Here is a 13,637-nt window from a genome sequence, read left to right as displayed (position 1 = left end):
TTATGAGTATTTTGGTTGTAGGTGGAGACAATATTGAAAAAATAAGTTATGAACTCAATAGAAAAGGGTTTGATGAAATTAACCACTACAATGGAAGGAAAAAAGGACAGAGAAAATTTAAGATATCAAAAAAATTAGATTATGTTCTAATTTTAACTGATTTTCTAAATCATGCAATGATGGAAAATATAAGAAAACGTGCTAGAATAGCGGAAGTTCCAGTACTGTATTCTAAGAGATCACTTAGTAGTGTAAAACAAACTATGGACGGTTTAGCCTGTTAGATAATAAATGAAAAAGCTGATTGTATTCAATGATTTTTTGAATACAATCAGCTTTTTCGTTTGAATTAATTCTATTAGGAATATTAACACTAAGTTATTGTAAATATGAGGCAAATATATCTTCAATAGATTGAGTTTCCAGTAAAAAACTCATTTTTTCTTTAGATTTTACAAATTGCGAGTACAATTGGTCTGATAATCTTGGATTTCCATAAATTCGCCATGCTTGAGTTTTTACATATGGAAGAGAAGGATGCCCTATAAATCCGATTACATCTTTAAGAGGATATCCAAGAAAGACACCAATTTCATCTGGAATGTTTCCAAATGAAATTTTTAAAAAAAGCTCACACAATATTTTTTCAAAAGAAGATGAATAGCCAAGTTTTGATAAAAATATAAGATTACTTTTATTCTTCAATGTAGATTCTAATTTTGAAGGGTGAAAAAAGAACACTTTATAGCTGTATTGACTAAAATCTATTACTTTAAATTTGATTTTGCTACAAGCAGAGAAATGCGCTTGTATTTCTTCTATTGATTCAAAATTGCTTTTAGGGATGCTTATTATTTCGCTTGGTTTTTGCCCAAAAATAACAGGGGATAGTAGATTTACTAACCATTTTATATAGTTTGATTTTGGATGTGCACATAGAGTACAATTTTTACATATTGTCATAGGATCACCTCTCAAATAATCGATAAAGAAAATGATAATCATTCTTAATTAATTATATCATATAACCATGTTATTGTAAAATTGACCAAGAATAATGTATTGTCTTATATGAAATGTTAAAAAAAATTAATAATAGCAAAAAATCAGACAATTCATTTGCGGTTATGTTGTATAATATAGTGAGGATATGTTTTGATGACATATAATACTAGAGAATTAAGGTGGGGATGCTATGACAAAGGTACCAAGTGATATTGAGATTGCACAAAATGCAAAAATGGAACACATTGAAAAGATTGCAGAACAGATTGGTGTTGGAATTGATCAATTAGAAGTTTATGGAAAGTACAAGGCAAAAATAGATGGGAATTTTCTAAAAAGCATAGAGAACAGACCAGATGGTAAACTAATACTTGTGACAGCTATAAATCCGACTCCGGCAGGAGAAGGCAAAACTACCGTTAATATAGGGCTATCAATGGCTTTAAACAAAATTGGTAAAAAAGCTATAAGTGCACTTAGAGAGCCTTCTTTAGGACCTTGTTTTGGAGTTAAAGGAGGAGCGGCAGGAGGTGGATATTCTCAAGTAGTTCCAATGGAGGATATAAACCTTCATTTTACTGGAGATATACATGCCATCACTACGGCTCACAATCTACTTGCCGCGCTTTTAGATAATCATATTCATCAAGGAAATTCAAAGAATATAGATACTAGACAAATAGTTTGGAAACGTGTGTTGGATATGAATGACAGAGAACTCAGACATATAGTTGCTGGATTAGGTGGTAAGACAAATGGAGTGCCAAGAGAAGATGGTTTTGATATTACAGTTGCATCAGAGATAATGGCAATTCTATGTTTGGCGAGTGATTTAGATGATTTGAAAAATAGAATAGGTAGAATGACAATTGCATATGATTATAGTGGGAATCCAATTACACCAGATGATATAGAAGCTACTGGTGCAGTTACACTTTTATTAAAGGATGCTATTAAACCTAACATAGTGCAAACAGTAGAAAATACACCAGTGTTAATACATGGTGGACCATTTGCTAACATAGCACATGGATGTAATAGTTTAATAGCAACTAAGGCTGCATTAAAACTGACTGATTATGTTGTTACAGAGGCTGGATTTGGAGCGGACTTAGGAGCAGAGAAGTTTTTTAATATAAAGTGTAGACAAGGAAATTTAAAACCTGATTGTACAGTGGTAGTTGCTACTATACGAGCACTTAAACATCACGGCGGGGTAAGAAAAGAATTTTTAAGTGAAGAAAACATTGATGCTCTTGGAAAAGGATTTTCAAACTTAGAAAAACATATAGAAAATGTTAGAAAATTTAAAGTACCAGCGGTAGTTGCTATAAACAAATTTCCTACAGATACGGAAGCTGAAATTCAGAAATTACAGGAACTCTGTAAAGCTATGGATGTAAAAGTAATATTGACAGAAGTTTGGGCTAAAGGCGGCGAAGGCGGAGTTGAATTGGCTAAGGCGGTTGTTGATACTATAGAAAATGAGAAGTCGCATTTTGAAACATTGTATAGTGATGATATGAATCTTGAAGCAAAAATAGAAACGATTAGCAAAGAAATTTACGGAGCAGATGGAATTTCTATTTCAGCAAAAGCTAAGAAGCAATTGAAGAAATTAGTGGAATTAGGATACGATAATTTACCAATTTGTATGGCTAAAAACCAATACTCTTTATCAGATCAAAAACAGTTATTAGGAAGACCAGAAGGATTTAAAGTCCAAATAAAAGAAATTAGATTATCTAGTGGAGCTGGATTCGTAGTAGTTTTAACTGGAAACATAATGACTATGCCAGGTCTTCCAAAAAAACCTGCTGCAAATGGCATGGACATCGACAAGAACGGTAATATTTCAGGTTTATTCTAAAGGGGGATATTTATGATAAACAACGATCAAATATCAGCATCTATGAAAATTAAATTAGAGGATATATTTTCTGAATTACCAAGTAAAAAAGAATTTGACGATACTAAAAGGAGAGCGCCAAAAAGAGAATTTACATTGTCACAAACAGAAACTGAATTAGCACTGAAAAATGCACTACGATATATACCAGAACAGTGGCAGGAACAATTGGCACCAGAATTTTTAGAAGAGCTTTTGACTATGGGCCGAATCTATGGTTACAGATTTAGACCAGATGGAGAAATAAAGGGTGGAAGCATAGACGATTATAAAGGAAATTGTATAGCGGGGAAATCTATACAACTTATGATTAATAACAATCTCGATTTTGATATTGCCTTGTATCCATACGAACTTGTTACTTATGGGGAGACGGGACAAGTTTGTCAGAATTGGATGCAATATCAATTGATAATGAGGTATTTAGAAGAAATAGAAGAAACACAGACGTTGGTAGTTGAATCAGGTCATCCACTTGGATTATTTCATTCGCATATAGGAGCGCCTAGAGCAATAATAACAAATGCGCTTATGATAGGAGCGTTTGATGACCATGAAAATTGGCACAGGGCTATGCAATTAGGAGTTGCAAATTATGGACAGATGACAGCTGGTGGATGGATGTATATTGGACCGCAAGGCATAGTACATGGAACGTATAGTACTATATTGAATGCTGGAAGAGAAAAGCTTGGCATACCTAAAGATAAAGATTTAGCAGGTCATTTATACGTGACTAGTGGACTCGGTGGAATGAGTGGTGCACAGGGGAAATCTATTGAAATCGCCGGTGGAGTAGGCATTATTGCAGAAGTTGATCCGTCTAGAATTCAAACTAGATATGAGCAAGGATGGGTAAGTTTTGTAAGTTCGGACTTGAAAGAAGTTTTTGATAGAGCAAATGAGTGCAAAAAATCAAATAAGGCAGAAGCAATAGCATATGAGGGGAATATTGTAGATTTGTTGGAATATGCTGTTGAAAATAATATAGAAATAGAGTTGCTTTCAGATCAGACATCTTGTCATGCAGCATATGAAGGTGGATATTGCCCACAGAGTCTTGATTTTGAGGAAAGAACTAGATTGCTAAAAGAAAATAAAAATCTCTTTTGCAAGAAGGTAGATGAAAGTTTACAAAAGCATTTTGAACTGATAAAAAAACTTGTTAAGAGAGGGACTTATTTCTTTGATTATGGAAATTCATTTATGCGAGCAGTATATGATGCTGGGGTTAAAGAAATTTGTAAAAATGGAGAAAATACGTTAGATGGTTTTATATTCCCATCATATGTGGAAGACATATTAGGACCATTTCTATTCGATTATGGATATGGGCCATTCAGATGGGTTTGCTTGAGTGGTAAGTCAGAAGACTTATTAAAGACCGACAAAGCAGCTATGTCTTGTATTGATCCTGATAGAAGATTTCAAGACAGAGATAATTGGGTTTGGATTAGAGATGCGGATAAAAATAGACTAGTTGTTGGAACTCAAGCGAGAATATTGTATCAAGATGCTCTTGGAAGGATGAATATAGCTCTTAAATTTAATGAAATGGTTAGAAATGGTGAAGTTGGTCCAATTATGCTTGGAAGAGATCATCATGATACAGGTGGTACAGATTCGCCATATAGAGAAACATCCAATATAAAAGATGGAAGTAATATAATGGCAGATATGGCAACACAGTGTTTTGCAGGAAATGCTGCTAGAGGAATGACGATGATAGCACTTCATAATGGTGGCGGAGTAGGCATAGGAAAATCAATAAATGGTGGTTTTGGTCTAGTACTTGATGGAAGTGAAAGAACCGATGAAATTATACGATCTGCAATGCCATGGGACGTAATGGGTGGAGTTGCAAGAAGGTCTTGGGCTAGAAATGAAAATTCTATGAGCACATCAATTGAATACAATGAAAAGATGAGTGGAAAAGATCATATAACTATTCCATATGTAACAGATGAAAAAATGATCAAAGAGTTAGTCAAAAAACATTACTAGGAGGCTTTATTATGTCTGAAATCAAAAAATTAGTAGAGTGCGTGCCAAATTTTAGTGAAGGAAGAGATTTAAAAAAAGTTGAAAAAATAGTAGATTGTTTTCGAGGTAAAAAAGGTGTAAAGTTACTAGATTATAGTAGTGATGAAGATCATAATAGATCAGTTGTTACAGTGGTTGGTGAAGTAGAACCTTTAAAAAAGGCAGTTATAGATGCAATTGGCGTAGCTAAAGAATTAATAGATCTTAGAGAACACGAAGGTCAACATCCAAGAATGGGAGCGACTGATGTAGTTCCATTTATTCCTATAAGAAATATGGAAATGGATGAGGCGATTGAACTGGCTAAAGAAGTAGCCGAAGAGGTAAATAAAATTCACGATATTCCTATATTCTTGTACGAAAAAGCAGCTAGTGCAACTCATAGAACTAACTTGGCAAAAGTGAGAAAAGGTCAGTTTGAAGGAATGAATGAAAAAATGCAAGATGAACTTTGGCATCCAGATTTTGGTTTAAACAAAGTACATCCCTCAGCAGGTGTAACAGCGGTAGGAGCTAGAATGCCTTTGGTTGCCTTCAATGTAAATTTAGGGACAAACAATCTAGATGTTGCAGATAAAATAGCAAAAAAAGTAAGACATATAGGGGGCGGTCTAAGGTTTGTCAAAGCTATGGGAGTAGAGCTAGAAGATAGAGGAATAGTTCAGGTATCAATGAACTTGACAAACTATACCAAAACTACAATATACAGTGTTGTTGAGCTTATAAGAATCGAAGCTAGGAGATACGGGGTAAATATAATTGGAAGTGAGCTCATAGGATTAGCTCCTATGGAAGCTCTTATTGACAGCGCGGTTTACTATTTACAAATTGAAGATTTTTCTATGAATCAAGTCTTAGAATCTAGGCTTATGGAATAGGAGGCTTTCAAGTGAGAAATTTAATTATTCACAATGCATCTGAATTGGTATTTAGTTCAGGATATGAAGCAAAAAAAGGTAAAGATATGAATAAACTTACTAGGATTGAAGATGGTATGATTGTTGTTGAAAATGGAGTTATAGTTGCAATTGGACCTACCCATAAACTTGAGAGTAAGTTTAATTTTGACAATTATGAAATTATAGATGCTAGAGGAAAGAGCGTCTTGCCAGGTTTTGTAGATTCACATACGCATTTTGTGTTTGGAGGATATAGAGAAGAAGAATTTTCATGGAGACTTGAGGGTAAGTCATATATGGAAATAATGGAACGCGGTGGAGGAATAGTCAATTCGGTTGAAGGAACCAAAAAAGCGAGTTATGAAGAGCTTTTAAAACTAGGCGAAAAAAGACTTGACTCAATGATGAGATTTGGAGTAACTACAGTTGAAGGAAAGAGCGGTTATGGATTAGATTACGATACTGAGATTAAGCAATTAGAGGTTATGAGAGAACTAAATTCGGTTCACGAACTTGATATTGTGCCAACTTTTTTAGGAGCACATGCGGTTCCTAACGAATACAAAGGGAATGAAAGAAAATTTATCGAAAAAATGATTCGAATTTTACCTGAAATAAAAGAGAAGAATTTAGCTGAATTTTGCGATGTTTTTTGTGAAAAGAATGTTTTTGAAATAGAAGATTCTAAATATCTTTTAGAAGAGGCTTGTAAAATTGGATTGAAACTAAAGTTACATGCGGATGAAATAGTTCAATTAGGAGGAGCAGAACTGGCGGCAAACTTAAAGGCTGTATCAGCAGATCATTTGTTACAGGCATCTGATGAAGGAATAGATATGCTAGCTAATACAGGTACTATCGCGACCTTACTTCCTGCTACGGCTTTTAGTTTAAAGGAAAACTATGCTAGAGGAAGATATATGATAGATCAAGGTTGCGCGGTTGCTTTGGCATCTGATTTAAACCCTGGAAGTTGTTTTACTGAATCTATCCCACTTCTAATTGCATTATCAACACTTTATATGAATCTTACTATAGAAGAGACAGTTACAGCTCTCACACTCAATGGTGCGGCAGCTTTAGATAGAGCAGATAGACTTGGTAGTTTGGATTTGAACAAACAGGCGGATATGATAATATTGGAACATGAATCATATAAATTTTTACCATATCATATTGGGGTTAATTGTGTTGAGACTGTTATAAAAAATGGAAAAGTAATTTATGATAAGGGGAGAAAATTATGTTAAAGAATTTAAATGTGGATGAATTCACAGCTAAGACTGCTTCTAATGAACCTGTTCCAGGTGGAGGTAGTGTAGCAGCACTTAGTGGAGCTCTAGCTAGTAGTTTAGGAGCTATGGTTGCTAATTTGACTATTGGGAAAAAGAAATATATAGAAGTAGAAGAAGATATGAAAAAGATAGCATCATCTTTTGAAGACAAGAGAGTTACATTGCTGAATCTTATAGATGAAGATGCAGAATCTTTTAATGCTGTTATGAAAGGATTTAAATTGCCTAAGGAAACAGATGAAGATAAGAAGACTAGAAAAGAATATTTGCAAAAAAGCTTTAAAGAGGCAGCGAAGGTACCTTTAGAAATAGCAGCAGTTTCGGCTGAATTGTTTGATGGTATTGAAATTTTGGTTAAAAAAGGAAATCAAAATGCAGTTACAGATGGCTTAGTAGCAGCTATGATGGCGAGAACAGCTATATTATCAGCACTTTTGAATGTGAAAATCAATTTAGGATCGATAAAAGACGAAGAATTTGTAGAAGCAATGAACAAGAAAATCGAAATTTTAGAGAAATTGGCAACAAATAGAGAAGAAAAAATATTGGAATTAGTAAAATTCTAATTTGAATAATTGTAGTAAACCATCCTTATTAAAGCAAAGGATGGTTTATTTATTTTAGTCTAAATTGTTAAAAAAGCGTAAAAAGAAATCCAAATAAAAAAGATTGATAAATACTTAACAATAAGATATACTAAAGGTGATTAAACAGAACTTATTATGTAAATTTCTAGGAGGGTTAACTATGGTAACTATTAATGTCTGTATTGGCAGTGCTTGTCACTTAAAAGGGTCTTATAATGTAATTAATCGATTGCAGGAAATGATACAAGAAAACAATGTGCAAGAAGAGGTTATGGTTAAAGCGGCATTTTGCTTAGGCGAGTGTACTCAAGCAGTATCTGTGAAGGTAAATGAAGATGATGTGTGTTCTGTAAGCGAAGAGACAGTGGAGGACTTTTTTAGAAAAGATATATTAGGGAGGCTTTAGACGATGAAATTTATTCATTTTGACACCGAAAAATGTAATCATTGTTATAAATGCTTGAGAAAATGTCCATCTAAAGCAATTACTATATTGGAGGATTATGCTGAGATAGTAGATGAGATGTGTATCAAATGTGGAGAATGTCAAGAGATATGTCCGCAAAATGCACTTACTATAATAAGCGATATAGATAGAGTTAAGATGGCGATCAGCAGTGAAAAAAAAGTACTAGTAAGTTTGGCACCATCTTTTGTAGGAGCATTTGATTTAGATGATGCTAGGCAGATCGTTACGGGGTTAAAATTACTAGGATTTGATGTAGTCGAGGAAACGGCTATAGGAGCAGAAATTGTTTCCGATTATTATAAGAAGCAAATAGAAAAGGGTGATAAAAAAAATCTTATAACGACAAGTTGCCCTTCGGCTAACTATATGATTGAAAGGTATTATCCAGAATTAGTTAAGTATATGATGCCGGTAGTATCACCCATGTTAGCTCATGGTAAAATCATGAAACATCACTATGGAATGGATAATTATATGGTATTTATAGGTCCATGTCTAGCTAAAAAAGCTGAAGCAGAGGAACCGGAACATAGGACATTAATAGATTCTGTTTTGACGTTTGAAGAGCTTAGCGAATGGTTTTCTGAAGACAATATAGATTTGAAAAAATTGAATATAACTGATTTTGATAAGGCATCTTACCATAGGGGGAGAGCTTTTCCGATTGGGGGAGGACTTATAAATGAAGAGGTTAAAAAAGCTGCGAAAGATAAGTACGAAATTATTAGAGTTGATGGAGTCGATCGATGTAAGGATATATTAGATGCACTGAAAAATGAAGATATCACAAAAAGCTGTATAGAAATAAATGTTTGCATGGGGAGCTGTGTAGATGGTCCTGGTATGCCTAAAAATAAGGATAATTATTACGTTAGGGAACGTAGAGTACGAGAATATGTTGAAAAAGAGCAAGATTATTGGAAGGTTAATGCTGAATTATTTACAAAAGAACAAAAAGAAATGGATTATAGAAAGTTATTTATTGATAGAAAAGTAATAAGAAGAGAAGCAAGTGAGAGTGAGATAACGGCTATTTTGAGAAAAATGGGCAAGTTTAGACCCGAAGATGAACTTAACTGCAATGCTTGTGGATATTTGACTTGTAGAGAGAAGGCTCAGGCGGTATATGAGGGAATGAGTGATATAACTATGTGCTTACCGTATATGAGAGCGAAGGCAGAGAGTCTTAGAAATATAATATTTGGAAGGAGTCCAAATGTAATATTGATGCTAGATGAAGAGCTTTTTGTCAAAGAAATCAATCCAGCAGGAGAAGAGTTATTTAACGTACAGGCAGAGGATCTTGTTGGCAAACCAATATCTATGATCATTGACGATTCTGATTTTGCTAAAGTCATTGAAAGTGGTAAAAATATAATAAGTGAGAAAAAAGAATTCGCAAATTATGGAGCAGTTATATATCAAAATATAATATATATCGAAAAAGAAGGCATAGTATTAGCAATTCTTACAGATGTTACTCAAGAGGAAAAGAGCCGAAAAGAATTGGCAAGAGTCAAAGAAACGACAATAAATTCAGCTCAAGAAGTTATTGAAAAGCAAATGAGAGTTGCCCAAGAAATAGCTAGTTTGCTGGGAGAAACAACAGCTGAAACAAAAGTCATATTGACTAAATTAAAAAATATAACATTGGGCGAGGCTGGTGAATAAAAATGAGTTACTTTATTGACATTTCATACGATAGTGTCAACAAGTATGGAGAAGAATTGTGTGGGGATAATGTTGAAATTTTCCAAAATGAAGAGAGTACATTCATAGTTTTAGCAGATGGACTAGGAAGTGGGGTTAAAGCAAATATATTAGCTACTATGACTAGTAAGATGGCAGGTACAATGCTTAGAGATGGGGTTAGCATAGAGGAAACTGTTGATACTATAACTAATACGTTGCCAGTATGTAGTGTTAGAAAGCTAGCGTATTCTACATTTGGAATAATACAAATAAGTAAAGATAGCAAGTGCCATATTATAGAATATGATAATCCACCAGTATTTGTGATAAGAAATGGTGAAATATTAGATATTGAAAAGAAAGACCATATATTAAACGGAAGGCTTATTAAAGAAAGTTTTTTTGATATAGAACTAGATGATGTATTGGTATTGGTAAGTGATGGAGTTATCCACGCTGGTGTGGGGGCTATATTGAATCTAGGATGGCAATGGGAAAATGTAGCAGATTATTTGGTGAAAAATGTTACAAAAGAAAAATGCGCAGAAAATATTTCAAAAGGATTGCTAGATGTATGTAAATGTTTATATGAAAACAAGCCCGGAGATGATACAACTGTTGCAGCATTAAAGATTAGAGAACCAGAGATAATAGATTTATTTACTGGACCACCAGTAGATCCTGACAATGATTCTGTTTTGGTAGAACAATTTATGAGAGATAAGGGAAAGAAAATAGTCTGTGGAGGAACGGCAGCTAAGATTATATCTCGAGAATTAAATAGAGAGATGGAAATAAATTTAGACTATATAAATCCTAAAGTTCCACCTACTGCGAAAATAAAGGGGATTGATTTGGTAACAGAAGGCGTTCTTACACTTAGCAGAGCTATAGATGTTATAAAAGAGTATTGTAATGTTGAATCTGAAGAGGTTGTTACATTGAAAGAAAAAGATGGAGCAACTGTTTTGGCAAAAATGCTTATAGAAGATTGCACTCATTTGAATTTAAGAATAGGAAAAGCTGTAAATCCAGCACATCAAAATCCAGATTTTCCTATTGACTTAAGTATAAAATTAAAAGTTGTGGATAATTTAATTAGAGTAGTTAGAGAATTAGGTAAAATAGTTAATGTTTATTATTATTAGATGGGTGAATAATCAAGAGAAAGTGGGAAAAAATATATGAGAAAATTTGAGAGTGAAGTTCAGTTAGTAAAATATGAAGTTTTGAGAGAGGTTTCTAAAATGGCTTTGAGTGGAAAGCTGTTTGAAAATTATAGAGATATACCCAAAATAGTCGATCCAGGTCCGGAGCCTAGAAGAAGATGCTGTATATATCATGAAAGAGCAATAACTGAAAGTAGAGTAGAACTTGCTATGGGTGGGGATAGAAGTAGAGAAAACATAATAGAAGTGTTAGAATCTGCTTGTGATCAATGTCCGGCGAATAGATTTGTAGTTACTGAAACATGTAGAGGTTGTTTAGCACATCAATGTATGGAAGTATGTCCAGTTGGAGCTATACAATATGTAGATCACAAGGCATATATAGATCAAAATAAATGCATTGAATGTGGTAAATGTAGAGATGCATGTCCGTATAATGCGATAGCAGATATAATGAGACCATGTATAAAGGCATGTCCTGCAAAAGCGATATCTATAAATGAGCAAAAAATGGCGGTTATAGATGATTCAAAATGCATACAATGTGGTGCTTGTGTCTATAAATGTCCATTTGGAGCAATTCAGGATAAATCTGATATTGTAAGAATAATAGAGGTTTTAAAAAATTCAAAAGAAAAAAATGGTCCAAACGTATATGCAGTTGTAGCACCAGCTGTTTCTAGTCAATTTGACTATGCTAGTGTGGGGCAGGTTATAAGTGGACTAAAAAAGATAGGTTTTCACGATATAGTAGAGGCTGCGTTAGGAGCAGATTTGATAGCAGAACATGAAGCTAGTGAATTTGCAGAAACAATAGAGGAAAAAGGAATTATGACTACATCCTGTTGTCCAGCTTTTGTAGCGCTAATAAATCAAAAATATCCTATGCTAAAAGACAAGATATCCAATAGCGTATCACCGATGATAGCTACATCAAGACTTATAAAGAGTATGGATTCTGATGCAATAGTAGTATTTATTGGTCCGTGCACAGCGAAAAAAATGGAAATATACAGAGACAATTTAAAAGAAAGTACAGATTATGTGATGACATTTGAAGAATTGTCAGCGTTATTTGATGCTGCAGATATTAACTTGAATCAATGTGATGAAATAGATATGAACAATGCATCTTTCTTTGGAAGAATTTTTGCTAGGTCAGGTGGAGTAAGTGAAGCAGTGAGACATGTAATTGACGAAAAGAAAATTGACGTTGAATTTAAGCCAGTAAAATGTGATGGAGCGGAGGAATGTGATAGAGCTTTATTAATGGCCAAAGTGGGTAAATTAAATGGCAATTTCATCGAAGGAATGGCATGTAAAGGAGGATGTATAGGTGGTCCAGCATCATTAAAGCATGGTAAAAAAGATAGAAATGCAGTAGATGAATATGGCAAAAAAGCGTTAGAAGAGAATGTAGAAAATAGTCTTAGGATATTTGACACTAAAAATTTAAACCTTGATATAAAATAAGAATCTAAATTAAGAGAGCGCATAAATCATATTAAAAAAACAAAAAAACAATGAATAATTCGTCACAAACCTTTTAATAATTAGGCGATATTTTGACAAACTGTTATATATAGTCTTATAATTTAGGCGACAAATGTCATAATTAGTTTAGAAGTAAATGCTTAAATATTAAAAAAAATTAACTAGGGGGAAGTGACATGAAAAAAAGAGTACTGGCATTATTAATGACATGCTTTATGGTGTCTACTATGGCTTTGACAGGATGCGGAGCTAATTCAGAAAGCACAACAGAGGGAACAGCGGATCAATCAACTGCTAGTGAAACTACCGCAGAAAAGTCGTCTGATGATGGTCAAGATACAGCACCAAGTTCAGATGAAGAAAAAGTTTTGAGATTAAATTTACATTCAAATCCACCAGATATGGATCCTCAAACTACTGCTGATACACAGTCAAGTGAAGTATTAAACGAAATGCTTGAAGGCCTTGCTAGAATGCAAGAAGGTGGAGTTATAGAAGAAGGATCAGGTTTAGCTGAGTCATGGGATATCAGTGAAGATGGATTAGTTTACACATTCAAATTAAGAGATGCACTTTGGTCAGATGGGACTGCAATTACAGCAGAAGATTTCGTGTATTCTTGGAAAAGAGCATTAAATCCAAAGACTGCATCTAAATCAGCTTATTTACTTTATTCTATAAAAGGCGGAGAAGCTTATAACAAAGGCGAAGGTAGTGAGGCTGACGTTGCTATTGAAGCAGTTGATGAAAAGACATTGAAGGTAACATTAGAGAGACCAACACCTTATTTCTTGAGCTTGACAGCGTATACAGCATATATGCCAGTAAAAAAAGAGTTCCATGAATCACATAAGGAAAACTTTGCAAATGGTGTAGATAATATGATTTGCAGCGGTCCATTTGTTATAAAGACATGGAATCAAGAACAAAAAATCATTCTTGAAAAGAATGAAAATTATTGGGATAAAGAAAACGTAAACATCGATAGAATAGAGTACGATATGATCGTTGACTTAAATACACCAATAAACTTATATGAAACGAACGAATTAGATTTAATCGGTGTACCAACAGA

General features: G+C 33.8%; 12 protein-coding genes. 11 read left to right on the top strand and 1 reads right to left on the bottom strand.

Annotation, left to right across the window (positions count from 1 at the left end):
- Nucleotides 1–2 precede the first annotated feature (2 nt).
- Nucleotides 3–284: a DUF2325 domain-containing protein gene (locus N4A40_13460; protein ID MCT4662865.1), complete on the top strand. Its 282-nt coding sequence runs from the start codon at nt 3–5 to the stop codon at nt 282–284.
- 94 nt (nt 285–378) lie between these two features.
- Here the strand turns inward: N4A40_13460 and N4A40_13455 are convergent, their stop codons facing one another.
- Nucleotides 379–963, bottom strand: coding sequence for a DUF3793 family protein (locus N4A40_13455; protein MCT4662864.1), 585 nt, complete (start codon nt 961–963; stop codon nt 379–381).
- 232 nt (nt 964–1,195) lie between these two features.
- Between N4A40_13455 and N4A40_13450 the strand changes: the two genes are divergently transcribed.
- The 10 genes from N4A40_13450 to N4A40_13405 form a co-directional block, all read left to right on the top strand.
- A complete protein-coding gene (locus N4A40_13450) occupies nt 1,196–2,875 on the top strand; it encodes a formate--tetrahydrofolate ligase (protein ID MCT4662863.1) in 1,680 nt (559 codons plus the stop codon).
- Between the two features lie 12 nt (nt 2,876–2,887).
- A complete protein-coding gene (locus tag N4A40_13445) occupies nt 2,888–4,918 on the top strand; it encodes a urocanate hydratase (GenBank protein ID MCT4662862.1) in 2,031 nt (676 codons plus the stop codon).
- 11 nt (nt 4,919–4,929) lie between these two features.
- Nucleotides 4,930–5,835: a glutamate formimidoyltransferase gene (ftcD, locus tag N4A40_13440; protein ID MCT4662861.1), complete on the top strand. Its 906-nt coding sequence runs from the start codon at nt 4,930–4,932 to the stop codon at nt 5,833–5,835.
- Between the two features lie 11 nt (nt 5,836–5,846).
- A complete protein-coding gene (gene hutI, locus N4A40_13435; GenBank protein MCT4662860.1) occupies nt 5,847–7,106 on the top strand; it encodes an imidazolonepropionase in 1,260 nt (419 codons plus the stop codon).
- Nucleotides 7,100–7,717, top strand: coding sequence for a cyclodeaminase/cyclohydrolase family protein (locus N4A40_13430; protein ID MCT4662859.1), 618 nt, complete (start codon nt 7,100–7,102; stop codon nt 7,715–7,717). The genes hutI and N4A40_13430 overlap by 7 nt, the downstream gene beginning before the upstream one ends.
- A 181-nt stretch (nt 7,718–7,898) precedes the next feature.
- Nucleotides 7,899–8,144, top strand: a complete 246-nt coding sequence (locus tag N4A40_13425; GenBank protein MCT4662858.1) for an NAD(P)H-dependent oxidoreductase subunit E — start codon at nt 7,899–7,901, stop codon at nt 8,142–8,144.
- A 3-nt stretch (nt 8,145–8,147) separates the two neighbouring features.
- Nucleotides 8,148–9,878, top strand: a complete 1,731-nt coding sequence (locus tag N4A40_13420; GenBank protein ID MCT4662857.1) for a 4Fe-4S binding protein — start codon at nt 8,148–8,150, stop codon at nt 9,876–9,878.
- A 2-nt stretch (nt 9,879–9,880) separates the two neighbouring features.
- Entirely contained in the window at nt 9,881–11,047 is a 1,167-nt protein-coding gene (locus tag N4A40_13415; GenBank protein MCT4662856.1) for a serine/threonine-protein phosphatase, read from the top strand.
- 36 nt (nt 11,048–11,083) lie between these two features.
- Nucleotides 11,084–12,541 (top strand): 4Fe-4S dicluster domain-containing protein, encoded by a 1,458-nt coding sequence (locus N4A40_13410; protein ID MCT4662855.1) that lies wholly within the window; start codon nt 11,084–11,086, stop codon nt 12,539–12,541.
- 197 nt (nt 12,542–12,738) lie between these two features.
- Nucleotides 12,739–13,637, top strand: an 899-nt coding sequence (locus N4A40_13405) for a peptide ABC transporter substrate-binding protein (GenBank protein MCT4662854.1), incomplete at its 3' end; no start/stop codon positions are given.

The organism is Tissierellales bacterium (genome assembly GCA_025210965.1).
Taxonomy (GTDB): domain Bacteria; phylum Bacillota; class Clostridia; order Tissierellales; family JAOAQY01; genus JAOAQY01.
The sequence above is the reverse complement of the archived record's forward strand: the minus strand, read 5'-3'. Positions and strand labels throughout refer to the sequence as shown.